The organism is Mycobacterium sp. HM-7, from assembly GCF_053852335.1.
Map to the genome: position 1 here is coordinate 1 of NZ_CM132657.1, position 24,431 is coordinate 24,431.

Sequence of the window (24,431 nt, forward strand, 5' to 3'; positions counted from 1 at the left end):
TTGACCGCTAACCCCAGTGCATCGTTCACCGACATCTGGAAAAGCGTGGTCGCCGAACTCAACGGTGACCTCGGCGGCACCACGACCCTGACTGCCCAACAACGGGCCTGGTTGCGCATGGTTCAGCCGCTGGTGCTGACCGAAGGTTTCGCGTTGCTGTCGGTGCCGACGCAGTTCGTCCAGAACGAGATCGAGCGTCACCTGCGCGAACCGATCATCGCCGCATTGAGCCGACATCTCGGCCAGCGCGTCGACCTGGGTGTTCGCATCGCAGTCCCGGATACCGACGACCGGCCGGTGGCCTCGGAGCCCGCCGACGTGCCCGAACTCGAACCACTCACGGCTGCCGACGACCTGGACGACGACGCCGAAGAACTCTCGAGCGCCGAAGAGAACTGGCCCCGGTACTTCAACCGGCCGCCCGCCGACGAATCGGCCGACCTGAGCCTCAACCGGCGCTACACCTTCGACACCTTTGTCATCGGGGCGTCCAACCGGTTCGCGCACGCCGCGACCCTGGCCATCGCCGAGGCCCCGGCCCGGGCCTACAACCCGCTGTTCATCTGGGGTGAATCGGGTCTGGGTAAGACGCACCTGCTGCATGCGGCCGGTAATTACGCGCAGAAGCTCTTCCCGGGCATGCGCGTGAAATACGTCTCAACCGAGCAGTTCACCAACGACTTCATCAACTCGTTGCGTGACGACCGCACCGCGTCCTTCAAGCGCAGCTTCCGCGACATCGATGTCCTGCTGGTCGACGACATCCAGTTCATCGAAGGCAAGGAAAGCACTCAGGAAGAGTTCTTCCATACCTTCAATACGCTGCACAACGCGAACAAGCAGATCGTCATCTCGTCGGATCGGCCGCCGAAACAGCTTGCGACGCTGGAAGACCGGCTGCGGACCCGCTTCGAGTGGGGTCTGATCACCGACGTTCAGCCGCCCGAACTGGAGACACGCATCGCGATCCTGCGCAAGAAGGCGCAGATGGATCGCCTGGACGTGCCGGACGACGTGCTCGAGCTCATCGCGAGCCGGATCGACCGCAACATCCGCGAGCTCGAAGGTGCGCTGATCCGGGTGACGGCGTTCGCGTCACTGAACAAGACGATGATCGACAAGTCCCTCGCCGAGATCGTGCTGCGAGATCTCATCGCCGACGCCGGCACCACCCAGATCAGTATTGCCACGATCATGGCGGCGACGGCCGAGTACTTCGAGACCTCCGTGGAGGAGCTCCGCGGCCCCGGTAAGACCCGCGCCGTCGCGCTGTCCCGGCAGATCGCCATGTACCTGTGCCGGGAGCTCACGGACCTGTCTTTGCCGCGCATCGGGCAGGCCTTCGGCCGCGACCACACCACGGTGATGTACGCCGAGCGCAAGATCAAGAAGGAAATGGCCTCGCGGCGTGAGGTTTTCGATCACGTCAAGGAGCTCACCACCCGGATTCGACAGCGTTCCAAGCACTAGATCCGACTTTCCGACTTTCTGACACCGGCCCCGGGCACTCACGCCTGCGGGCCGGTGTTGTTTCAGGCGCCCGATCGTGGGTACTCCCCCGGCAGACCGGTCCAGGATCCCGCCCGATTCCTCGTCCGGCGATGTGATTTGTCCGAAAAAACTTTGGCATCACACGCACCTTGAGTCACACGATTCGGGTGTGCACAGCGCTGTGTACTACATGGGATAAACCCGGTGGTTTTGCTCAGAACAATCCACACGGCCCGATCGCTCCACAAATACACGGATTGGATTAACGCCGCGTGCACAGTCTGCTCACAGCCCGAGATCCCGCCGGTGAGGCCCCGACCAGCAACTCCGTGGATCCATCCACAGCGTGCACAGCCCCTATTACTAATACTTTTAGATCTATCTGGATCTTCTTCTAAAAGCAGTCTGTTGGGGAAACTCCCGGTGGACAACCGGATCCCGGCCGGTTTCCGGGGGTCGTCGCGGGCTGTCCGGCCTGATCGTTTAGCTTTCAACTTCACGCAGAACGCTCTACGGTGTTCTTCGATAGCCGGAACCACCGCCGATGCACCGCAAGCGCCCAGCGCCCATGCGACCTGCGTCCGCTGGGATCCGGCAGGCAAGCGTGGTGGGGTTACAGCGAAGGGACGCTATGGACGTGGCGACGACAGCGGGTCTGACCGATTTGAAGTTCCGTCTCGTTCGGGAAGACTTCGCCGACGCCGTGGCCTGGGTGGCCCGGATCCTGCCGTCCCGGCCCCTGAACCCAGTCCTGGCCGGTGTGCTGCTGACCGGCTCCGATGACGGTCTGACCATCTCCGGATACGACTACGAGGTGTCCGCCGAGGTTCGCGTTGCGGCTGAAATTGCTTCTCCCGGAAGCGTTTTGGTTTCCGGAAAGTTGCTCTCGGACATCACCCGCGCGCTGCCGGCCAAGCCCGTCGAACTCAGCGTCGAAGGCACCCGGGTGGCGCTGAGCTGCGGTAGCGCCCGCTTCTCACTGCCGACCATGGCGGTCGAGGACTATCCGGCGCTGCCGGCACTCCCGGATGAGACCGGCATCGTGCCCGCCAACGTCTTCGCCGAGGCCATCGGTCAGGTGGCCGTCGCCGCCGGCCGCGACGACACCCTGCCGATGCTCACGGGCGTGCGCGTCGAGATCTCGGGCGAGAAGGTCGTGCTGGCCGCCACCGACCGGTTCCGTCTCGCGGTTCGTGAACTGACCTGGAATTCGGCCGTGCCGGATCTCGAAGCCGCCGTGCTGGTTCCGGCGAAGACGCTGGCCGAGTCGGCCAAGTCCGGCTCCGACGGCACCGAGGTGCACCTGTCGCTGGGTGCCGGCCAGGCCGTCGGCAAGGACGGCATGCTGGGTATCCGCAGCAACGGCAAACGCACCACCACGCGCCTGCTGGACGCCGAATTCCCGAAATTCCGCCAGCTGCTGCCGGCCGAGCACACCGCGGTCGCCACCATCGGTGTCGCCGAGCTCGCCGAGGCCATCAAGCGTGTCGCACTGGTCGCCGATCGCGGTGCCCAGGTCCGCATGGAGTTCGCCGATGACATCCTGCGCCTGTCGGCCGGTGCCGATGACGTGGGTCGTGCCGAAGAAGACCTGCCCGTGGAGTTCTACGGTGAGCCGTTGACCATCGCGTTCAACCCCACCTATCTCACCGACGGCCTGGGTTCGCTGCACGCCGACCGCGTCACTTTCGGCTTCACCACCCCCAGCAAGCCTGCAGTGTTGCGTCCGGCCGGGGAGAATCAGTACTCGGGATCCGGACCGTTCCCCGCCGGGGACACCGACTATGTGTACTTGCTGATGCCGGTGCGCCTACCGGGCTGACCGGAACACAACAGCGGAGGAAGCACTGATGCAGCTGGGGTTGATCGGCCTCGGAAAAATGGGCTTCAACATGCGCGAGCGTCTGCGCGGTGGAGACCACGAAGTAATCGGGTACGACCCGCGGCCGGAAGTCAGCGACGTGCCGTCGCTCGCCGCGCTCGCCGAGCGGCTCGAAGCGCCCCGCGTGGTCTGGGTCATGGTGCCCTCAGGTGAGATCACCCGGGAGACCATCGAGGACCTCGCCGCCGTACTGAGCTCCGGCGACCTGGTGATCGATGGCGGCAACTCCCGCTTCACCGAAGACGCTGTGCACGCAAAGTTGTTGGCGGACAAAGGAATCGGCTTCATCGACGCCGGCGTGTCCGGCGGTGTCTGGGGCCTGCACGAGGGTTACGGCCTGATGGTCGGCGGCAGCGACGAGGACGTCGCGCGCGTCATGCCGATCTTCGAGACGCTGCGGCCCGAGGGAGATCTCGCCGACGGTTTCGTCCACGCCGGCCCGGTCGGTGCCGGACACTTCGCCAAGATGGTGCACAACGGCGTCGAGTACGCGTTGATGACGGCGTACGGCGAGGGCTACGAGATGCTGGCCGCCGAGCCGCTGATCAAAGACCCGCAGGCGGTTTACCAAGCCTGGACCAACGGCACCGTCGTGCGGTCCTGGCTGCAGCAGCTGCTGGCCAAGGCGCTCAAGGAAGATCCCAAGCTCGAAGACATCAGTAGCTACACCGAGGATTCCGGCGAGGGCCGCTGGACGGTCGAGGAAGCCATCCGGCTGCGGGTGCCGGTGCCAGGTATCGCGGCATCGCTGTTCGCGCGGTTCCTGTCCCGGCAGGACGACTCGCCGACCATGAAAGCCGTTGCGGCACTTCGTAATCAGTTCGGTGGTCACGCCGTACAAAGGGTCAGTAAGTCGGGCTAGGTGTTTGTTCGACAGCTCACCCTGACCGATTTCCGATCATGGCCGCGGCTCGACCTGGAACTCGCGCCCGGGCGTACCGTGTTCGTCGGCCAGAACGGTTTCGGTAAGACGAATATCGTTGAGGCCCTGTGGTATACCGCCACGCTCGGCTCCCACCGGGTCGCCTCGGACGCTCCTCTCATCCGGACGGGATGTGACCGCGCCGTCGTTTCCACCATCGTGGTGAACGACGGCCGCGAACTTGCGGTGGATCTCGACATCACTGCCGGCCGTGCCAACAAGGCGCGCCTGAACCGCTCCCCCGTCCGGTCTGCGCGTGAAATTCTCGGCGCCCTTCGGGCGGTGTTGTTCGCACCCGAGGATTTGTCGCTGGTCCGTGGCGATCCCGGAGAACGACGGCGCTACCTCGACGAGCTGGCCAGCACCCGGCGGCCCAGGTTGGGCGGGGTGCGAGCGGATTACGAGAAAGTGGTCCGACAGCGCACCGCGCTGCTGAAATCCGCGGGCGCCAGCCGTTTTCGCGGCACCGACGCGGGCGCACTCGAAACCCTGGACGTCTGGGACGGCCACCTGGCCAGTCACGGCGCGGAGCTGATCGCGGCCCGCGTCAACCTGATCAACGAATTACACCCGGAGATCACCAAGGCCTACCACCTGCTGGCGCCCGCGTCGCGGCCCGCATCGGTCCGCTACCGGAGTTCGGTGGAGGCAATCGAAGAGCAGGCGGGCACCGGATCGGTCGACGTCACGGCGTACGAGACAGCGCTGCTCGAGGAACTGTCCCGGCGCCGCTCCGCGGAACTCGAGCGTGGCGTATGTCTCGTCGGGCCACACCGGGACGATCTCGAATTGCGCCTCGGTGACCAGCTCGCGAAAGGTTTTGCCAGCCACGGGGAATCGTGGTCCATGGCCCTGGCGCTACGGCTGGGCGCGTACGAACTGTTGCGGACCGACGGCTCTGACCCGGTGCTTCTCCTCGACGACGTGTTCGCCGAACTCGATTCAGCACGCCGGCGCGCACTCGCCGACGTGGCACAATCGGCAGAGCAGGTTTTGGTCACAGCGGCGGTGCCTGACGACATTCCTCAGGACTGGGACGGTGTCCGGATCAACGTGGTGATGCGCGACGACGACGGCGGGCGGATTTCGGTGGTGGACGCATGAGCGAGGCTGACCGACCGGATCAACCGGGTCGCGCGGGCGATCAAGCCGGGCCCGACATGCCCGAAAGTGCCTTTCCACCACCACATCTCGCCCATCTGAAGGGTATGGATCTGGTGCGCCGCACGCTGGAGGAAGCGCGCGGCGCGGCCCGCAGTCAGGGAAAAGATGTCGGCCGCGGTCGTAACGCCCCGGTCGCGCGTGCTCGCCGTGGCGGGGGCCGGCGGAGGTGGTCCGGGCCCGGGCCCGATGCTCGGGATCCACAGCTGTTGGGCTCGGCGACCATGGACATGGCCCGCAACCGGGGTTGGTCCGGTCGCATGGCCGAAGGGTCGGTATTCGGCCAGTGGTCGATCGTGGTCGGTGAGCAGATCGCCGAACATGCCTCCCCCACCTCTCTGCGCGAGGGCGTTCTGACGGTGACGGCCGAATCGACGGCCTGGGCGACCCAGCTCCGGATGGTGCAGTCGCAGATTCTGGCGAAGATCGCGGCGTCCGTCGGCGACGGGGTCGTCACGTCGCTGAAGATCCTTGGTCCGTCGGGTCCGACGTGGCAGAAGGGCCCGCGGAATTTCGGCGCCCGCGGCCCGCGCGACACCTTCGGCTGAGGCGTTTTTCCGGCGACGCTCAGCGCGCCGATGAGTCTCAGATGATGCCCCTGGAGCGTCCGGACGCGACATCACCCGAGAAATTCCCCGCACGGCGCGAACAGACGTGTCAAAACGCTGTCAGAAAGTCAGTGCCGTCCGTACCTACCGGTAGACTGTCGACAGATCTGAGTGCGGTGTCCTCACCGCCCCGCGAACCCCAAGGAGACGCGTCCGACGTGGCTGCCCAAAAGAAGGATGCGCCGGCTGAGTACGGCGCCGATTCGATCAAGGTCCTCGAAGGTCTGGAAGCGGTCCGCAAGCGTCCCGGTATGTACATCGGGTCCACCGGCGAGCGCGGTCTGCACCACCTGGTCTGGGAAGTTGTGGACAACGCGGTCGACGAGGCAATGGCCGGTTTCGCGACCAAGGTCGACGTCCGCATCCTCGAGGACGGCGGCGTCCAGGTCACCGACGACGGCCGCGGTATCCCCGTGGCGATGCACGCCACCGGTATCCCGACCGTCGACGTCGTCATGACCGTGCTGCACGCCGGCGGCAAGTTCGAAGAGGGCGCCTACCAGGTGTCCGGTGGTCTGCACGGCGTCGGCGTCTCGGTGGTGAACGCCCTGTCGACGCGACTCGAGGCCGACATCCACAAGGACGGCTTCGAATGGCACCAGACCTATGACAAGTCCGTCCCCGGCACACTGCGCAAGGGCGAGCCGTCCAAGAAGAACGGCACGACCATCCGGTTCTGGGCGGATCCGGACATCTTCGAGACCACGGTCTACGACTTCGAGACGATCGCCCGCCGCCTGCAGGAGATGGCCTTCCTCAACAAGGGCCTGACCATCGAACTGACCGATGAGCGTGTCACTGCCGCCGCGGTGGTCGACGAGGTGGTCAGCGATCACGCCGAAGCGCCGAAGACCGCGGAGGAGAAAGCCGCGGAGGCGGGGGCGCCGCACAAGGTCAAGCACCGCATCTACCACTACCCCGACGGTTTGGTCGACTTCGTCAAGCACATCAACCGCACCAAGAGCGCCATCCAGCAGAGCATCATCGATTTCGGTGGCAAGGCCGAAGGCCATGAGGTCGAGATCGCGATGCAGTGGAACGCCGGGTACTCGGAGTCGGTGCACACCTTCGCGAACACCATCAACACTCACGAGGGTGGTACCCACGAAGAGGGTTTCCGCGCGGCACTGACCACGGTGGTCAACAAGTACGCGCGCGACAAGAAGCTGCTGAAGGAAAAAGAAGCCAACCTCACCGGTGACGACATCCGTGAAGGCCTGGCCGCTGTCGTGTCGGTGAAGGTCCGCCAGCCGCAGTTCGAGGGCCAGACCAAGACCAAGTTGGGCAACACCGAGGTCAAGTCGTTCGTGCAGAAAATCTGCAACGAGCAGCTGACGCACTGGTTCGAGGCCAACCCCGCCGAAGCCAAAACCGTTGTCAACAAAGCGGTTTCGTCCGCGCAGGCCCGCGTCGCGGCGCGTAAGGCGCGGGAGTTGGTGCGCCGCAAGAGTGCCACCGACATCGGCGGCCTGCCCGGCAAGCTGGCCGACTGCCGCTCCACGGACCCGACCAAGTCGGAACTGTATGTGGTGGAGGGCGACTCGGCCGGTGGCTCGGCCAAGAGCGGCCGCGACTCGATGTTCCAGGCGATCCTGCCGCTGCGCGGAAAGATCATCAACGTCGAGAAGGCCCGCATCGATCGCGTGCTGAAGAACAACGAAGTCCAGGCCATCATCACTGCCCTGGGCACCGGTATCCATGACGAGTTCGACCTGTCGAAGTTGCGGTACCACAAGATCGTGCTGATGGCCGACGCCGACGTCGACGGCCAGCACATCTCCACCCTGCTGCTGACCCTGTTGTTCCGCTTCATGAAACCGCTGGTGGAGAACGGCCACATCTTCCTGGCGCAGCCGCCGCTGTACAAGCTGAAGTGGCAACGCAGCGAGCCCGAGTTCGCCTACTCGGACCGCGAGCGCGACGGTCTGCTCGAAGCGGGCAAGGCGGCCGGCAAGCGCATCAACACCGACGACGGCATCCAGCGCTACAAGGGTCTGGGTGAGATGGACGCCAAGGAACTGTGGGAGACCACCATGGATCCGTCGGTCCGCGTACTGCGCCAGGTCACCCTCGACGACGCCGCGGCGGCCGACGAACTGTTCTCGATCCTCATGGGCGAGGACGTCGAAGCGCGTCGCAGCTTCATCACCCGGAACGCGAAAGACGTGCGTTTCCTTGATGTTTAGCGACCACCCCACGCCGAAGCGCTGTGAGTCCGGCTCTGCACGAGGCCAAAAAGCAATGTTTAACGTGAAACAATCCGCAGAAGGAACTCGATGACCGACACCATGCCGCCCGAGGGCGACCGCATCGAACCGGTTGACATCCAGCAGGAGATGCAGCGCAGCTACATCGATTACGCCATGAGCGTCATCGTCGGCCGTGCCCTCCCCGAGGTTCGCGACGGCCTCAAGCCCGTGCACCGCCGCGTGCTCTACGCCATGTACGACTCCGGCTTCCGGCCGGACCGCTCGCACGCCAAGTCCGCGCGCTCGGTCGCCGAGACCATGGGTAACTACCACCCGCACGGCGACTCGTCGATCTACGACACCCTGGTCCGCATGGCCCAGCCGTGGTCGCTGCGCTACCCGCTGGTCGACGGTCAGGGCAACTTCGGTTCACCGGGTAACGACCCGGCCGCCGCCATGCGTTACACCGAGGCCCGGCTCACCCCGCTGGCCATGGAAATGTTGCGCGAAATCGACGAGGAGACCGTCGATTTCATCCCCAACTACGACGGCCGCGTCCAAGAGCCGACCGTCCTGCCCAGCCGGTTCCCGAACCTGCTGGCCAACGGCTCCGGCGGTATCGCCGTCGGTATGGCCACCAACATCCCGCCGCACAACCTCCGCGAACTCGCCGAGGCCGTGTACTGGTGCCTCGAGAACCACGAAGCCGACGAGGAGACCACCCTCGAAGCGGTGATGGAGCGGGTCAAGGGCCCGGACTTCCCCACCCACGGCCTGATCGTCGGGACGCAGGGCATTTCCGACACCTATCGCACCGGCCGCGGCTCGGTCCGGATGCGCGGTGTCGTCGAGATCGAGGAAGACGCCAAGGGCCGCACCTCGCTCGTCATCACCGAGCTGCCCTACCAGGTCAACCACGACAACTTCATCACCTCGATCGCCGAGCAGGTACGCGACGGCCGGATCGGCGGCATCTCCAACATCGAGGACCAGTCCAGCGATCGTGTGGGTCTGCGCATCGTCGTCGACCTCAAGCGTGACGCCGTCGCCAAGGTGGTGCTGAACAACCTCTACAAGCACACCCAGCTGCAGACCAGCTTCGGTGCCAACATGCTGTCGATCGTCGACGGCGTACCGCGCACCCTGCGTCTGGACCAGATGATCCGCTACTACGTCGCGCACCAGCTCGACGTCATCAACCGGCGCACGCGGTACCGGCTGCGGAAGGCCAACGAGCGCGCCCACATCTTGCGCGGCTTGGTGAAAGCCCTTGACGCCCTTGATGAAGTCATCGCGCTGATCCGCGCGTCGGCCAACGCCGATGCGGCCCGGACCGGCTTGATGGAGCTGCTCGAAGTCGACGAGATCCAGGCGCAGGCCATCCTCGACATGCAGCTGCGTCGCCTGGCTGCCCTGGAACGGCAGCGCATCGTCGACGATCTGGCCAAGATCGAGGCCGAGATCGCCGACCTCGAGGACATCCTGGCCAAGCCCGAGCGGCAGCGCGCCATCGTCCACGACGAGCTCAAGGAGCTCGCCGACAAGTACGGCGACGACCGTCGTACCCGCATCATCGCGGCCGACGGTGACGTCACCGACGAGGACCTCATCCAGCGCGAGGACGTCGTCGTCACCATCACGGAGACCGGCTACGCCAAGCGCACCAAGACCGACCTGTACCGCAGCCAGAAGCGCGGCGGCAAGGGCGTGCAGGGTGCCGGGCTGAAGCAGGATGACATCGTCAACCACTTCTTCGTGTGCTCCACGCACGACTGGATCCTGTTCTTCACCACCCAGGGCCGGGTGTACCGGGCCAAGGCGTACGACCTGCCCGAGGCCTCGCGGACCGCGCGCGGCCAGCACGTCGCGAACCTGCTGGCCTTCCAGCCGGAGGAGCGCATCGCTCAGGTCATCCAGATCAAGAGCTACGAGGACGCGCCCTACCTGGTGCTCGCCACCCGCAACGGCCTCGTGAAGAAGTCCAAGCTGGCCGACTTCGACTCGAACCGGTCCGGTGGCATCGTCGCGATCAACCTGCGTGACGGCGACGAGCTCGTCGGCGCCGTGCTGTGCTCCGCCGAGGAGGACCTGCTGCTGGTGTCCGCCAACGGCCAGTCCATCCGGTTCTCGGCGACCGATGAGGCGCTGCGGCCGATGGGTCGCGCCACCTCCGGTGTGCAGGGCATGCGGTTCAACGAAGACGACCGTTTGCTGTCGCTCAACGTGGTGGTGCCGGACACCTACCTCTTGGTCGCGACCGCGGGCGGTTACGCGAAGCGGACGGCGATCGACGAGTACACCGCGCAAGGTCGCGGCGGCAAGGGCATCCTCACGATCCAGTACGACCCCAAGCGTGGCAGTCTGGTCGGTGCGTTGATCGTCGATGACGACACCGAGCTGTACGCCATCACTTCCGGCGGTGGTGTCATCCGGACCGCGGCACGTCAGGTGCGCAAGGCCGGACGGCAGACCAAGGGTGTGCGGTTGATGAACCTCGGTGAGGGCGACACACTGATTGCCGTCGCACGCAACGCCGAAGGGGCTGAAGGTGGCGACGAGGTTGACGCCGAGATCGACACCGCGGCCGAAACCGAGACCGACGAAACGTAGTGCTGCGACTGCTCCGCAGCCGCACTGATTGAAGGAGCCGCCAGGTGAGTTCCCCGAACGAGCCGGGATACACCCGTACCGGTGACGGGCCCACGAGCAATAGCGGGCCGGCCACCGGATCGGGTGGCGGCGCCCACGCGGCCGACCAGAGCGGTGAGGCGCCGCCCTGGCAGCGGGCCCGTACCGGGGCTCCGGCGGACGCTTCGGCGGCCGGCGGGCAGAGTCTCGACGAGCGACTGAACCGGTTCGTCAGCGGCACGGGTTCGTCAGCTGGATTGGCCGGTGGTTCGGCCTCCGAGGCAGAGACCACCATCACCCCCGCCATCACTCCGGATACCCCGGCCCCGCCCCCGGTGCCGGCTGTCCCGTCGTCACCCCCGGCGACCCCGCAGGGCAACGTGCCGCCGAAGCCGGTCCGCACAGCCGAGACGGTCCGGACCGAGACGCGGCCCGAGGCTGCGTACGCCAGCGAGATCCCGGACCTCTCCCGCCAGCCGCAGCGCCGGGCGGGCGAGCCGCGGGAGCCGCGCAGCACCGTCGCCACGGTGTCCCAGGCACCGGCCCGGGCGGCGGCGCAGCGGAGCCGTTCCGGCAGTCGGCAGGATGGCCCGGTGCGGGCCAGCATGCAGGTGCGCCGCGTCGATCCGTGGAGCGTGTTGAAGGTCTCCCTGGTGCTGTCGGTGGCGTTGTTCTTCGTCTGGATGATCGCGGTCGCGTTCCTGTACCTCGTCCTCGGCGGCATGGGTGTGTGGAGCAAGCTGAACAGCAATGTCGGCGATCTGCTCACCAGTGGTGGCGGCAGCGGCGGCGAATTGGTTTCTGCCAGTACGATTTTCGGCGGCGCGACCCTCATCGGGTTGGTCAACATCGTGCTGCTGACGGCCATGGCCACCGCCGCGGCGTTCGTCTACAACCTGACCACCGATCTGGTCGGTGGCGTTGAAGTGACGCTCGCGGATCGGGATTAGTCGGCAGGCCTGCGGGCGCGGCTGACGTCGCGTTTTGGGCGCAGAGGTACCCATACGGTAATCTCATCGCTCGGCCGCAAGGCCACTTTCGGGCCTATAGCTCAGGCGGTTAGAGCGCTTCGCTGATAACGAAGAGGTCGGAGGTTCGAGTCCTCCTAGGCCCACGGAAGTCGGTTTGACCGACTCCCCCACCGGAAGGGTGCACCGTGAGATTGGTTCTGCTGGTGCTCGGTGCCATGGTCGCAGTCGCCGCCGGCTTCGTGTGGCGGACCCGGCATGGCGCAGAGGTCTGGCATTCGATTCCGGACACCATCGAGGGGCCTTAGCTCAGTTGGTAGAGCGCTGCCTTTGCAAGGCAGATGTCAGGAGTTCGAATCTCCTAGGCTCCACAAAATCCACAGCAGTTCGCAAAGCGGTTCCGACAGCGATCGGGGCCGCTTTTGTTGTCTGCGAGGGCGGTCCGCCTTCCAACACCGCTCCAACATTGCGGTTCTACGCTGCCCTCATGACGACAGAGATCAGCTACACGAAGTGGATGTTGCCGCTGTCGGTGCCGTTCGGCCTCGGACCGAAGCACAGCGAAGTGGCAGTGCGCGACGGCGCGTTGCATGTGACCATGGGCTGGGGCTTCTCCGCCGAGATCCCGTTGACGTCGATCACGGAAGCCGGCCGCTGGGAAGGCCGCATCGCGTCCTGGGGTGTGCACGGCTGGCGCGGACGCTGGCTGGTCAACGGTTCGTCGGACGGCGTCGTGGCTCTCACCATCGATCCGCCCGCCAAGGCCAAGGTCTGCGGGGTGAGGGTGACGCTGCGGGAGCTGGGTGTCAGCGTGACCGACCCGGACGCTCTCATCGCAGCCTGTACACGCTGACGAACGTGAGCTTGGGTGCCAAATCCGGTCCGGAGCTGGCACCCAAGCTCAGTCTCGGTGCGAAAAACTAGGGCTGAGGCGTCACATCCACGCTCGGGGGCAGTGGGGAGGGCTCCGGCTGCATCGAGCGCCGCACGATCGAGAAGGTGACGCCACCCAGGGCCAGGACCGCGACCGTGGCACCCGCGATCAACAAGGGCCGGCGACGCTTGGCACCCGCCTGCACCACCACGGCCAGATCGCCGGCGGAGTCCTCATTGCGGTGGCAGCGTCGGCCCACCCAGCGGGCGGTTCCGACGGTCGAGCCGACGCCGAGCCCGAGCACCCCGCGCAGCATGAGCAGCGGCCCCACGACGGTGTATTTGAGCCCGCGACCCAGATGGGAACCGGAGCTGGGGCGGCTGACCTCGGGGACGTTCTCGGTGACAGTGCTCATCAACCAACCTCTCTGCCGGACACGATTTCTGCAGACCTCCCGAGCGGAGGTTCGGCCTCCCACGTTATTCGTTGGGGGGCGACTTCGGGGTCTTAAATGTGAGTGGCAGACTGACTTTCCGTGACGAGCCCCATTCAGACCGCGACCGCGACGCTGCACACCAACCGCGGCGACATCAAGATTGCTTTGTTCGGTAACCACGCGCCCAAGACCGTCGCCAACTTTGTTGGTCTCGCCCAGGGCACCAAGGATTACTCCACCGAGAACGCCTCGGGCGGCACCTCCGGCCCGTTCTACGACGGCGTCGTCTTCCACCGTGTCATCGACGGCTTCATGATCCAGGGCGGCGACCCGACCGGCACCGGCCGTGGCGGCCCGGGCTACCAGTTCGCCGACGAGTTCCACCCGGAGCTGCAGTTCGACAAGCCGTACCTGCTGGCCATGGCGAACGCCGGCCCGGGCACCAACGGTTCGCAGTTCTTCATCACCGTCGGGCCGACCCCGCACCTGAACCGTCGCCACACCATCTTCGGTGAGGTCGTCGACGAGGCGTCGCAGAAGGTTGTCGACGCCATCGCCACCACCGCTGTCGACCGCGGTGACCGCCCGACCGAGCCGGTTGTCGTCGACTCGATCACCGTTTCCTGAATTTCAGCCTGACGCGCGGCGCGGCAGTCCCCTACCGGGGGTTGTCGCGCCGTTTGCGTTGCGGAACTAAGGAATGAGTCCGGCGTCGGTCAGGGCGTCGAGGACGTCGATGGGGTCGGTGCCGACGTCCCACCGGGTGAAGACCAGGAGCCGGTCGTCGACGGTGTCGAGTTCCAGGAGCCGGACCTTACGGGTCACCCGGCGGAATTCGGTGATACGCACACTCTTGAGGTCTGCCTGTGTATAAGTGTCGGTCCGCCACCAGCCGCGAACGACCAGTCCCCCCGGTGTGATGGCGAGCTTGGGCCGGGCGCGCCAGGACATGCCGGCGAAGACCAGCAGACCGATGGCGGCGATGCCGCCGAGAACACGTCCGGGCAGGTCAGTGACCGAAGTCAGGGCCACCGCCGCGAGTACGACGCCGAATGCTCCACAGGCGGCGATACCGGCTGTCGGGGGACTCCATTGAGTTTGTTCCACGAGATGTCCACACCCTTGGGGGCAAGTTATCCACAGGCACTATCCCCAATGGGGATGAATCACATCGATGTGATTGTGTGTCGGTCAGGTTGCCAGTTGGGTTACGTAACGAGGCCGGAATGTAACGAACCGGGGTCGTTGACGCAGCTCAGCGCCACCGCATGGTCAGCAGTAGACCGGTGATCATGAACGCGAAGGCGATCGCGTAGTTCCACTGGGCGAGATCGGCCATCCACTGCAGGAGATGCGGAGTACCGGCCGGGTTCAGCGCGGCCAGCTGGAACACCGCCAGCCAGATCAGACCGATCAGCATGAGCGAGCAGAAGAACACCACGAACCACACGCTCGACGGTCCGGCCTTGACCTTCACCGGCGTCCGACTCACCGGGTTGATGGTGAAGTCGTTCTTCTTGCGAACCTTGGACTTGGGCATTGGTACCTTCGCGGACAGTCGGTGCCGCACTCCGGCGCCGGCGGAGAAAAACCGGCAATTCGGTGCGACGATGGAGCGGTATGCACTCAGAGCCTAACGCAGAAGACGTGTCGCCTCGCAGGCCCTGGTGGACGGCCGGGACCTCGGAACCTGCCCAACCGGCCCGCCACTCCGCGTGGCGATTCGGTGTGCCGGTTGTCTGTGTGCTCGCCGGCCTCCTGCTGGCCACCACCCATAGCGTGTCGGGGGGTAGCGAGATCCGGCGCAGTGACGCGCCCCGCCTCGTCGACATGGTGAAGGAAGCACAGCGCACCGCGGCGACGCGGACCGCCGAGCGTGACAACCTTCAGCATCAGCTCGAGAACCACCACGGCGGTACGCCCGGCGCCGACGCCGCGCTCGGTGCCATCACGAGCCGGGCCAACGAACTCGGTCTCGAGCTGGGCCTCGACCCCATGCGTGGACCGGGCCTGGTGATCACCCTCAACGACGCGCAGCGCAACGCACAGGGCCAGTACCCGCGCGACGCCACCCCCGACGATCTCGTCGTGCACCAGCAGGACGTCCAGGCGGTGCTCAACGCACTGTGGCTGGGCGGTGCCGAGGCGGTCCAGATGCAGGACCAGCGGATCCTGGCGACGTCGGCTCCGCGCTGCGTCGGCAATACCCTGCTGCTCAACGGCCGTACCTACAGCCCGCCGTACGTCATCACCGTGATCGGCAACGTCGAGGGCATGCGCGCCGCGCTCGCCGCCGCACCGCTGGTGACCCTCTACAAGCAGTACGTGGTGCGGTTCGGGCTCGGCTACACCGAGGTGCCGCGCACGTCGGTGGACGTCGTCGGTCACCGGATGCCGGTGAAGCTCCGGTATGCCAAACCGGCTGGACCGGTCACATATTGATTGATCAGGTACGTGGGTGACCCAGTAGCCTGACGGCATGCAGGTTCTCGTCCTCGACAACTACGACAGCTTCGTGTTCAACCTGGTCCAGTACCTGGGCCAGCTCGGGGTGCACGCACAGGTCTGGCGTAGCGACGACGAACGCGTCTCCAGTCCCGAAGGCGTCGCTGCTGTCGCGAAGGAGTTCGACGGGATCCTGGTGAGCCCCGGCCCCGGTACTCCGGAGCGGGCCGGCGCGTCCATTCCGTTGGTCCGCGCCTGTGCGGAAGCCCGCACTCCCCTGCTCGGGGTGTGCTTGGGACATCAGGCCATCGGGGTGGCTTTCGGCGGCACGGTGGACCGCGCACCGGAGCTGCTGCACGGCAAGACCAGCCTGGTGCATCACGCGGATAGCGGTGTGCTGCAAGGACTTCCGGACCCATTCACGGCGACCCGGTACCACTCGCTGACCATCCTGCCGGAGACCCTGCCGGACGAGCTGGAGGCCATCGGGCAGACCGACAGCGGCGTCATCATGGCCGTCCGGCACCGCGAACTACCGATCCACGGGGTGCAGTTCCACCCGGAGAGCATCCTGACCCAGGGCGGCCATCGGATGCTGGCCAACTGGCTCGCGTTCTGTGGTCAGGCGCCCGACGAGGGTCTGGTCAGCCGACTCGAGCAGGAAGTCGCCGACGCGGTCTCGGCCGCGACCCGCACCGCCTGACCGCGCACGCTGAGCAACGCTACGAAGCGAAGCTCAGCGTGATCGAGGCGCCGAAGTTGACTCCGCTGCCGGCTGCTGGCACCTGGCTCACCACCGCATTGCTGCGCTGGCCGCTGTTCTGGACGTCGGCGCCCTTGATCAGCACGCCGGTCCAGCCGAGCGCTCGCAGGTTCGGCTCGGCGTCGGTCCAGAACTGACCGGCCAGGTTCGGCATGACGAACTGGTTGCCCTGCGACACCTTCAGCGTGATCGGCGCGTCCTTGGCGGTGGGGGTGCCCGACGGCGGGTCGGTGCCGATGATCTCGCCGGCGGGTTTCGGGCTGTCGATCGGCGCCGTCAGGATCGTCTGGAAGCCGACGGTGTTGAGGTTCTTGGTTGCGATTTCGACGGTCTGCCCGTTGACGTCAGGGATCGGCACCAGGCCGGGCCCGGAGCCGACGATGATCGTGATGACGTTCGTGATCGCCGACGTCTGGTGGGCCGGCGGGTTGGTCGCGATGACGCGGTCCTTCTGCTCCGGCAGCGACTGCGACACCGTCTGCTGGATGTTCCGGAAACCGGTGGACTGTAGCTTGGCCATCGCGTCGGCAGGCGACAACTTCGAGACGTCGGGGACCTCGCGCTGCTCGGGGCCGGTGGAGATGTTGATGGTGATCTCGTCGCCGGCGGCGACGGACGCGTTGGCCGACGGTTCGGTGCCGATGACGTGGTCCGGCGCCACCGTGGAGTCGGGTCGCTGCTGTGTACGGGTCTTGAAGCCGCGGTTCTGCAGGTTGGCGACGGCGTCGGCCTGAGCCAGCCCGCGCACGTCCGGAATCTGCTGGTCGTGCGGTTTGCCGCCGATCAGGTTGATCGCGACAGTGACGACGACCGTCAGCACGGCCAGGATGGCGGCAGCGATCAGCCAGCGACCGATCGGCGTCGCGGCCCGGTCCGTCGAGCGGTAGGGCTGCGGGTTGACGCTGATCTGCTCCGGCATCATGCTGCGCGGTCCACCGAAACCGCCCGAGCCCATCATGGCGGTGCGTTCGGCGTCGGTCAGCACCTTGGGTGCATCGGGTGCCTCACCGGCGTGCACGCGGATCAGGTCGTTCCGCATGTCGGCGGCGCTCTGGTAACGGTTGTCCGGGTTCTTCGCCAGGGCCTTGAGCACGACGGCGTCCAGGCCCGGGGTGATGCCGGAGTGGCGCTGCGACGGCGGCACCGGGTCCTCGCGGACGTGCTGGTAGGCCACCGCGACCGGGGAATCGCCGACGAAGGGCGGCTCGCCGGTGATCAGTTCGTAGAGCACGCAGCCCAGCGAGTACACATCCGAGCGGGCGTCGACGTTCTGCCCGCTGGCCTGCTCGGGCGACAGGTACTGGGCGGTGCCGATGACCGCCGCGGTCTGCGTCATCCGGTTGCTGCTGTCGGCAATCGCGCGGGCGATACCGAAGTCCATGACCTTGACCGCGTTGGCCTTGCTGATCATGATGTTCGCCGGCTTGATGTCCCGGTGCACGATGCCGTGCTGGTGACTGAAGTTCAGGGCCTGACAGGCGTCGGCGATGATCTCGATGGCGCGCTGCTGCGGCAGCGGACCCTCGGTGTGCACGATGTCGCGCAGCGTCACGCCGTCGACGTACTCCATGACGATGTACGGCAGCGGCCCGTTGGGCGTTTCGGCCTCACCGGTGTCGTAGACGGCGACGATCGCCGGGTGGTTCAGCGCCGCGGCGTTCTGGGCCTCGCGGCGGAAGCGCAGGTAGAAGCTCGGATCGCGAGCGAGGTCGGCGCGCAGCACCTTGACCGCCACGTCACGGTGCAGGCGCAGGTCCCGCCCGAGGTGAACCTCGGACATGCCACCGAAACCGAGGATGTCCCCCAGTTCGTAGCGGTCGGAGAGGTGCTGGGGCGTGGTCATGAGATGGCCGGTCCTGACAGATCAGGGAGCGAAGCCGACTGACCCGCCGGTGCGCCGGGCGTCTTCGTGGTCTCGGTGATGGTGTTGGTGACTGTGGACTGCTGCTGGTTCTTCTGGTCCTGCCGGTCCTGCGCGTTCAGCACGATCAGGATCGCGATGACGATCGCCAGCGCACCCAGGACACCCGCCGCCCACAGCAGTGCGCGCTGTCCGGGCGAGAACGTCCGTCGCGCGGGCGGGGCCGGCCGGTGGCTACCGCTGGCCGGCCGGGGCCGCGGGGTTGCCGGCGCCGGACGGGCGGGCTCGATGGCCGCCCGCGCTTGCGTGCTCGACGGAATCGCCGCCGGAGCGGCCCGCCCGATGGTCGGCGCCTGGTTGGGCCGCGGGGGGCGCCGTCCGGCCCGGACCGCGGCGACGGCGTCGGCGAACGGGCCGCCGCTGCGGTAACGATGGATGGCGTCCTTGGCGAGGCTGATCTCGATCAGTTCGCGGACGTTCGGGGGCAGGTCGGCCGGCAGTGGTGGCGGCGCTTCCTTGATGTGCTTCATCGCGACGGTGAGGGCGCCATCGCCGGTGAACGGCCGTCGGCCGGATACGGACTCGTAGCCGACGACACCGAGCGAGTAGACGTCGCTGGCCGCGGTGGCGTCGTGGCCCAGAGCCTGCTCGGGCGCGATGTACTGGGCGGTGCCCATCACCATGCCGGTTTGGGTCACGGGAGCGGCGTCGACGGCCTTGGCGATACCGAAGTCGGTGAGCTTCACCTGGCCGGTCGGGGTGATCATGATGTTGCCGGGCTTGACGTCGCGGTGCACCAGGCCGGCGCTGTGCGCGACCTGCAGGGCCCGACCCGTCTGCTCGAGCATGTCCAGCGAGTGCCGCAGGGACAGCCGGCCGGTGCGCTTGATGACGGAGTTCAGCGGCTCGCCGTTGACCAGCTCCATGACGAGGTAGGCGGTGCGGCCGGCGTCGTCGAGCTCGGTCTCGCCGTAGTCGTAGACGCTGGCGATGCCGGGGTGGTTCAGCATCGCGACCGTTCGCGCCTCGGCGCGGAACCGCTCGACGAATTCGGGGTCGGTCGAGTACTCGGCCTTCAGGACCTTGATGGCGACCTGTCGACCGAGCCTGCTGTCGACGCCTTCCCAGACTTGACCCATGCCACCTGTGGCGATGAGTCGCTGAAGTCGATAGCGGCCGGAAAGTGTGACTCCGACGCGTGCGCTCATCCGCGATCCGCCTCCGCTTCTCGCTGCCCGCTCATGATCCCTCCCGTAGCGCCGCGGCGATAGTGGCCCGCCCGATGGGTGCGGCCAGCGCACCGCCGGTCGCGGACAAACGGTCTCCACCATTCTCCACTAGGACGGCGACGGCGACCTTCGGGGATTTCGCCGGGGCAAAAGCGATGTACCACGCATGTGGTGGTGTGTGACGTGGATCGGTGCCGTGTTCGGCCGTGCCCGTCTTTGATGCGATCTGCACGCCGGCTATGGCTCCCTTCTGCTGCGTCACCTGCTCGGCGCCGACCATCAGATCCGTAAGTGTAGCCGCGACCTGGGATGAGATGGCCCGCCGCTGTTGGTGCGGTGAGGTAGCCGCGATGTTGGAAAGGTCAGGTCCCTTGAGGTCGTCGACCAGGTACGGGGCCATGCTGACGCCGCCGTTGGCGATGGTCGCGGCAATCATCGCGTTCTGCAGCGGGGTCAGCGCGACGTCCTTCTGGCCGATGCTGGAGATACCCAGGGCCGGGGCGTCGGAGATCGGGCCGATGGTCGACTCGGCGACCTGCAGCGGGATCGACGGCGGCGGGCTGTCCAGGCCGAACTGCTTGGCCATGGTCCGCATCGCGTCGGCCCCGTTGTGCAGGCCCAGTTCGACGAAGGCGGTGTTGCAGGACTTGGCGAAGGCCTCGCGCAGGGACACCGTCGGGCCCCCGCCGCAGGCCGAGCCGGCGTAGTTCTCCAGAGTTGCGGTGCTGTCCGGCAACGTGATTCGCGAGGCGGAGGTGAGCTGGGTGTCGGGGGTGGCACCGGCCTGCAGCGCCGCGGCCGTGGTCAGCACCTTGAATGTCGACCCCGGCGGGTAGGTCTCGGAGATCGCCCGGTTCTGCAGCGGTGAATCGGGGTTGTCGCGCAGCGCCTGCCAGGCGGCGGACTGCTTGTCACCCTCGTGCGAGGCGAGCAGGTTGGGGTCGTACGACGGAGACGACACCATGGCCAGAATCTTGCCGGTGGACGGATCGAGGGCAACCACCGAGCCCTTGCACGGATTGCCGCCGCAGCCTTGCTGCATCGCGTCCCACGCGGCCTGCTGGACCCGCGGCACGATCGTGGTGTCGACGTTGCCGCCGCGCGGATCACGGCCGGTGAAGAAGTCTGCGATGCGGTTGCCGAACAGCCGCTCGTCGGAGCCGTTGAGGATGCTGTCCTCGGCGCGCTCGAGACCGGTGCTCGAGTACTGCAGCGAGTAGAAGCCGGTGACCGGCGCGTAGACCAGAGGGTTCGGGTAGATGCGCAGGTAGCGGAACCGACCGTTGGTCGGCATCGAGTAGGCCAGCAGCTGGCCGCCCGCGGTGATCTGGCCCCGCTGGCGCGAGTACTCGTCGAGTAGCACCCGCTGGTTCCGTGGGTCGGCGCGCAGGCTGTCGGCGGCGAACACCTGGGTGGTGGTGGCGTTGAGCAGCAACAGCACGACCAGTGCCATCACCAGTCCGGACACGCGACGAAGCGAGGTGTTCATTGTTTCTCGATCACCTCGGTGTTGGCCGCGGCGATCGACGATTGGTTCGGGCCCCGGGTCGACAGCGGACGGCGCGCGACGTGCGACACCCGCAGCAGCAGCGCCAGCAGCACATAGTTGGACAGCAGCGACGAGCCGCCGTAGGACATCCACGGGGTGGTCAGGCCCGTCTGCGGGATGAGTTTGGTGACGCCGCCGACGACGATGAACAGCTGCAGTGCCAGCGCGGCGGACAGGCCGGCGGCGAGCAGCTTGCCGAAGCTGTCGCGCACGGCGATGGCGGTGCGCAGACCCCGGATGATGACGATCGTGTACAGCATCAGCACCGCGGCCAGGCCGACGAGCCCGAGCTCTTCGCCCACGGCGGCGATGATGAAGTCAGTGGACGCGTCGGGCACCGTGCCGGGCTGCCCGTTGCCCAGACCGGTGCCGAAGATGCCGCCGGTGGCGAAGCTGAACAGGGACTGCACCATCTGGTAGCCGGCGCCGTCGGGGTCGGCGAACGGGTCCAGCCAGTTCTGCACACGCACCCGGACGTGGTCGAAAAGCTGGTACGCCGCAAGGCTTCCCACGCAGAACAGGCTCAACCCGATGATGACCCAGCTGAGCTTTTCGGTGGCGACGTACAGCAGCACCAGGAATGTCGCGTAGAGCAGCAGGGACGCCCCCAGGTCTTTCTCGAACACCATGACGCCGATCGACCCGATCCAGGCCACCAGCAGCGGTGCCAGGTCGCGGGGCCGCGGCAGGTCCAGCCCGAACATGTGCTTGCCGGCGCTGGTGAACAGGCTGCGCTTGGTGACCAGGACGCTGGCGAAGAAGATCAGCAGCAGGATCTTGGAGAACTCGGCGGGTTGAATCGAGAAGCCCGGCAGGCGGATCCAGATCTTGGCGCCGTACTGCTCAGCCACTGAATCGGGCAGCACCGCGGGGATGGCCAGCAGCACCAGGCCGGCCAGGCCGCAGATGTAGCCGTAGCGGGCCAGCATCCGGTGGTCGTGCACGAACATCAGCACGGCGGTGAACACCAGGATGCCCAGCAGCGTCCACAGCATCTGCTGGTTGGCGTTGCCGCCCGGCAGGATCCCGGCGGGCCGGGTGTGTGCCGACAGGTCCAGCCGGTAGATGAGGACCAGGCCCAGGCCGTTCAGCAGCGCGACGACCGGCAGCAGCAGCGGGTCGGCATAGGGCGCGTACCGCCGCACGGCGAGATGGGCGCCACCGAACAGCGCGACGAAGCCGACGGTGAACTGGATGAGGTCCAGACGCAGGCCGCTCTCCTGATTGGCCTCGACGATGAGCAGAGCCACAGTCGTGATCACGGCCGCGAACCCCAGCAGCGCCAACTCGGAATTACGCCGATTGGGTAGTGGAGGGGCGACCGCGACCGGAGACTGCGGCTGCGTCGTCATGCCGCGACTCCCGCTCGCTCTCGGGCCGTCATGACGCGTTCCGGCAGTTGGTGCCCGGCTCCTGAGGTGGCGGAGGGAGTGCCGTGGCCGTCGGGGACGGCGCCGCGGGCGAGGTCGGGGCGGGCGCGGGGCTGGAGGGGTTGGGTGCCGGTGCCGGTGCGGGCGTCGGCGCCGGGGTCGGGGTCGTCGAAGCCGGGGCCTCGGGGCCGGGGGCCGGACCGCGCGGCGGCTGGGGCACCACCGACAGCGACGGTGCCGGTGCGGGAGCCGGCGGGGTGACGACGGGTGGCGCGCACAGCGGCAGCAGTGAGCTGTGGCTGAGTTCCTTGAGCTGACGGATCGCGTCGTCGACGGTGCCTGTCGGCAGGCCGGCGGTGACCTGGGCCCGGCCGGACTCGCGCAGATCCGCGACCTTCATGGGCTGGCAGCCCGGATGGGTGTCGTCGACGCCGATGATCGTCATCTCGGAGTGGGTGTCGAGGCACGCCAGCAGGTATGGCTCCTGCAGTGGTAATCCGAGAAGCGAGCCCGGGACGCCGCGCATGATGTAGACCGAGCCGTTGTAGCCGGACACGTAGTAGTTGCTTCGGATCAGGTAGCGCCCGACGGCCAGTCCGCTGACGAGCAGCAGGATCAGCAGGATGGCGCCGATGATCAGGTTGCGCCGGGTGTGCCTCTTCTTCGCCGGTGGATCAAGTTGTGCCGCAGGCTTTTTCGCTGCAGCTGCGGCGCGCTTCGGGTTGAAGGCGGAAGCGCGTCCGGCGGCGGTGTTGGGCGGCAGGGTGTCGTCGTCCTGACCGGACACGGCGCCCGCGAGGATCGGTGCGGTCTGGCCGTATTCGTAGTCCACGACGTCGGCCACCACCACGGTGACGTTGTCCGGGCCGCCGCCGCGCAGCGCCAGCTCGATGAGCCGGTCGGCGCAGTCCACGACGTCCGGGATCTGCATGGCGTCCTGGATGGTCTCGTGGCTGACCGGGTCGGACAGCCCGTCCGAGCAGAGCAGGTAGCGGTCGCCGGCGCGGGCCTCGCGCATGGTCAGCGTGGGCTCGACCTCGTGGCCGGTCAGCGCCTTCATGATGAGCGAGCGCTGCGGATGGCTGTGCGCCTCTTCGGCAGTGATGCGGCCGTCGTCGACCAGGGTCTGGACGAAGGTGTCGTCCTTGGTGATCTGCGTCAGCTCGCCGTCGCGCATCAGGTAGCCGCGCGAGTCGCCGATGTGCACCATGCCCAGCCGCGTCCCCGCGAACAGGATGGCGCTCAGGGTGGTGCCCATGCCTTCGAGTTCGGGGTCGGCCTCGACGTGCGCCGCGATTGCGGCGTTGCCGTCGTGGACGGCGTCGTTCAGCTTGGCCAGCAGGTCGCCGCCGGGTTCGTCGTCGTCCAGGTGGGCGAGTGCGGCGATGACCAGTTGTGAGGCGACCTCGCCCGCGGCGTGGCCGCCCATGCCGTCCGCCAACGCGAGGAGGCGGGCCCCGGCGTAGACGGAGTCCTCATTGTTGGCGCGGACCAGGCCGCGGTCGCTGCGCGCGGCATATCGAAGTACGAGTGTCACGGGCGCAGCTCGATTACCGTCTTGCCGATTCGAACCGGCGTTCCCATTGGAACCCTTACCGCCGTCGTCACTTTCGCCCTGTCCAGGTATGTACCGTTGGTCGATCCTAGGTCTTCGACGTACCACTCGGAGCCTCTCGGCGACAGCCGGGCGTGCCGTGTCGAGGCGTAGTCGTCGGTGAGCACCAGGGTGGAGTCGTCGGCCCGGCCGATCAGGACGGGCTGGCTGGTCAGGGTGATCCGGGTGCCTGCCAGGGCTCCTTCGACCACCACCAACTGGCGCGCGTACCGGCGTCGGTCCCGGTTGGGCAGCAGGGTGCCCCGGAACGCCAGACCGCGCCGCACCATGACGGCTCCGGTGGGTGCGTAGATGTCGGTGCGCAGGACGCGCAGAACCGACCAGATGAAAAGCCAGAGCAACAGAAGGAAACCGACCCGCGTCAGTTGCAGAACTAACCCCTGCATCCGACGTCCTCTCCGTTGCCGCGTCGAGGCTGGGCCCGGTGCCCGGTAGCCGTC

The 24,431-nt window shown here is 66.8% G+C and carries 21 protein-coding genes and 2 tRNA genes; 14 read left to right on the top strand and 9 right to left on the bottom strand.

Translation table 11 applies throughout. The features are described 5' to 3' along the window. From dnaA to ACWW1C_RS00055, 11 genes are all read left to right on the top strand, one after another. Nucleotides 1–1,470: a chromosomal replication initiator protein DnaA gene (dnaA, locus tag ACWW1C_RS00005; protein WP_455981514.1), complete on the top strand. Its 1,470-nt coding sequence runs from the start codon at nt 1–3 to the stop codon at nt 1,468–1,470. A 652-nt stretch (nt 1,471–2,122) separates the two neighbouring features. Continuing rightward, the gene (dnaN, locus tag ACWW1C_RS00010) at nt 2,123–3,313 is read left to right on the top strand and encodes a DNA polymerase III subunit beta (protein ID WP_455981515.1); all 1,191 of its coding nucleotides are present in this window, start codon (nt 2,123–2,125) and stop codon (nt 3,311–3,313) included. 28 nt (nt 3,314–3,341) lie between these two features. After that, on the top strand, nt 3,342–4,235 hold the full coding sequence (gene gnd, locus ACWW1C_RS00015; protein WP_455981517.1) for a phosphogluconate dehydrogenase (NAD(+)-dependent, decarboxylating): 894 nt from the start codon (nt 3,342–3,344) through the stop codon (nt 4,233–4,235). After that, nucleotides 4,236–5,399 (top strand): DNA replication/repair protein RecF, encoded by a 1,164-nt coding sequence (gene recF, locus ACWW1C_RS00020; protein WP_455981518.1) that lies wholly within the window; start codon nt 4,236–4,238, stop codon nt 5,397–5,399. 56 nt (nt 5,400–5,455) lie between these two features. Further along, nucleotides 5,456–6,004: a DUF721 family protein gene (locus ACWW1C_RS00025; RefSeq protein WP_455984486.1), complete on the top strand. Its 549-nt coding sequence runs from the start codon at nt 5,456–5,458 to the stop codon at nt 6,002–6,004. Nucleotides 6,005–6,222: 218 nt separating this feature from the next. After that, nucleotides 6,223–8,250, top strand: a complete 2,028-nt coding sequence (gene gyrB, locus ACWW1C_RS00030) for a DNA topoisomerase (ATP-hydrolyzing) subunit B (RefSeq protein WP_455981519.1) — start codon at nt 6,223–6,225, stop codon at nt 8,248–8,250. 90 nt (nt 8,251–8,340) lie between these two features. Beyond that, on the top strand, nt 8,341–10,863 hold the full coding sequence (gyrA, locus tag ACWW1C_RS00035) for a DNA gyrase subunit A (RefSeq protein WP_455981520.1): 2,523 nt from the start codon (nt 8,341–8,343) through the stop codon (nt 10,861–10,863). Nucleotides 10,864–10,907: 44 nt separating this feature from the next. Continuing rightward, nucleotides 10,908–11,831, top strand: coding sequence for a DUF3566 domain-containing protein (locus tag ACWW1C_RS00040; RefSeq protein ID WP_455981521.1), 924 nt, complete (start codon nt 10,908–10,910; stop codon nt 11,829–11,831). 90 nt (nt 11,832–11,921) lie between these two features. Then, a tRNA-Ile gene (locus tag ACWW1C_RS00045) sits at nt 11,922–11,995 on the top strand. A 152-nt stretch (nt 11,996–12,147) separates the two neighbouring features. After that, a tRNA-Ala gene (locus ACWW1C_RS00050) sits at nt 12,148–12,220 on the top strand. Between the two features lie 116 nt (nt 12,221–12,336). Continuing rightward, the gene (locus ACWW1C_RS00055) at nt 12,337–12,702 is read left to right on the top strand and encodes a hypothetical protein (protein WP_455981522.1); all 366 of its coding nucleotides are present in this window, start codon (nt 12,337–12,339) and stop codon (nt 12,700–12,702) included. Between the two features lie 67 nt (nt 12,703–12,769). Here ACWW1C_RS00055 and cwsA read toward each other — a convergent pair whose 3' ends face one another. Beyond that, nucleotides 12,770–13,138, bottom strand: coding sequence for a cell wall synthesis protein CwsA (gene cwsA / locus ACWW1C_RS00060; RefSeq protein ID WP_455981523.1), 369 nt, complete (start codon nt 13,136–13,138; stop codon nt 12,770–12,772). A 120-nt stretch (nt 13,139–13,258) separates the two neighbouring features. On the opposite strand from cwsA, the gene ACWW1C_RS00065 reads away from it, so the two are divergent. Next, the gene (locus ACWW1C_RS00065) at nt 13,259–13,786 is read left to right on the top strand and encodes a peptidylprolyl isomerase (protein ID WP_455981524.1); all 528 of its coding nucleotides are present in this window, start codon (nt 13,259–13,261) and stop codon (nt 13,784–13,786) included. 66 nt (nt 13,787–13,852) lie between these two features. On the opposite strand, the gene ACWW1C_RS00070 is transcribed toward ACWW1C_RS00065, so the two are convergent. Both ACWW1C_RS00070 and crgA read right to left on the bottom strand, forming a co-directional pair. After that, the gene (locus ACWW1C_RS00070) at nt 13,853–14,266 is read right to left on the bottom strand and encodes a PH domain-containing protein (RefSeq protein WP_455981525.1); all 414 of its coding nucleotides are present in this window, start codon (nt 14,264–14,266) and stop codon (nt 13,853–13,855) included. Nucleotides 14,267–14,414: 148 nt separating this feature from the next. Then, nucleotides 14,415–14,699, bottom strand: coding sequence for a cell division protein CrgA (gene crgA, locus ACWW1C_RS00075; RefSeq protein ID WP_020099906.1), 285 nt, complete (start codon nt 14,697–14,699; stop codon nt 14,415–14,417). 80 nt (nt 14,700–14,779) lie between these two features. Between crgA and ACWW1C_RS00080 the strand changes: the two genes are divergently transcribed. Together ACWW1C_RS00080 and ACWW1C_RS00085 are read left to right on the top strand one after the other, a co-directional pair. Next, nucleotides 14,780–15,601 (top strand): DUF881 domain-containing protein, encoded by an 822-nt coding sequence (locus ACWW1C_RS00080; RefSeq protein WP_455981526.1) that lies wholly within the window; start codon nt 14,780–14,782, stop codon nt 15,599–15,601. Nucleotides 15,602–15,638: 37 nt separating this feature from the next. After that, nucleotides 15,639–16,307, top strand: a complete 669-nt coding sequence (locus ACWW1C_RS00085; RefSeq protein ID WP_455981527.1) for an aminodeoxychorismate/anthranilate synthase component II — start codon at nt 15,639–15,641, stop codon at nt 16,305–16,307. Nucleotides 16,308–16,326: 19 nt separating this feature from the next. On the opposite strand, the gene pknB is transcribed toward ACWW1C_RS00085, so the two are convergent. From pknB to ACWW1C_RS00115, 6 genes are read right to left on the bottom strand one after another with little or no spacing between them, the layout of a single operon-like run. Further along, nucleotides 16,327–18,210, bottom strand: coding sequence for a Stk1 family PASTA domain-containing Ser/Thr kinase (gene pknB / locus ACWW1C_RS00090; protein WP_455981528.1), 1,884 nt, complete (start codon nt 18,208–18,210; stop codon nt 16,327–16,329). After that, complete coding sequence (locus tag ACWW1C_RS00095; RefSeq protein ID WP_455981529.1) at nt 18,207–19,436, bottom strand: protein kinase domain-containing protein; 1,230 nt, start codon at nt 19,434–19,436, stop codon at nt 18,207–18,209. The genes pknB and ACWW1C_RS00095 overlap by 4 nt, the downstream gene beginning before the upstream one ends. Before the next feature lie 31 nt (nt 19,437–19,467). Further along, nucleotides 19,468–20,946 (bottom strand): D,D-transpeptidase PbpA, encoded by a 1,479-nt coding sequence (gene pbpA / locus ACWW1C_RS00100; RefSeq protein WP_455981530.1) that lies wholly within the window; start codon nt 20,944–20,946, stop codon nt 19,468–19,470. Beyond that, nucleotides 20,943–22,358: an FtsW/RodA/SpoVE family cell cycle protein gene (locus ACWW1C_RS00105; RefSeq protein WP_455981531.1), complete on the bottom strand. Its 1,416-nt coding sequence runs from the start codon at nt 22,356–22,358 to the stop codon at nt 20,943–20,945. The genes pbpA and ACWW1C_RS00105 overlap by 4 nt, the downstream gene beginning before the upstream one ends. Before the next feature lie 28 nt (nt 22,359–22,386). Next, complete coding sequence (locus ACWW1C_RS00110; RefSeq protein WP_455981532.1) at nt 22,387–23,913, bottom strand: PP2C family protein-serine/threonine phosphatase; 1,527 nt, start codon at nt 23,911–23,913, stop codon at nt 22,387–22,389. After that, on the bottom strand, nt 23,910–24,377 hold the full coding sequence (locus ACWW1C_RS00115) for an FHA domain-containing protein FhaB/FipA (RefSeq protein WP_455981533.1): 468 nt from the start codon (nt 24,375–24,377) through the stop codon (nt 23,910–23,912). Before ACWW1C_RS00115 ends, ACWW1C_RS00110 begins: the two co-directional genes overlap by 4 nt. Nucleotides 24,378–24,431: the final 54 nt, after the last annotated feature.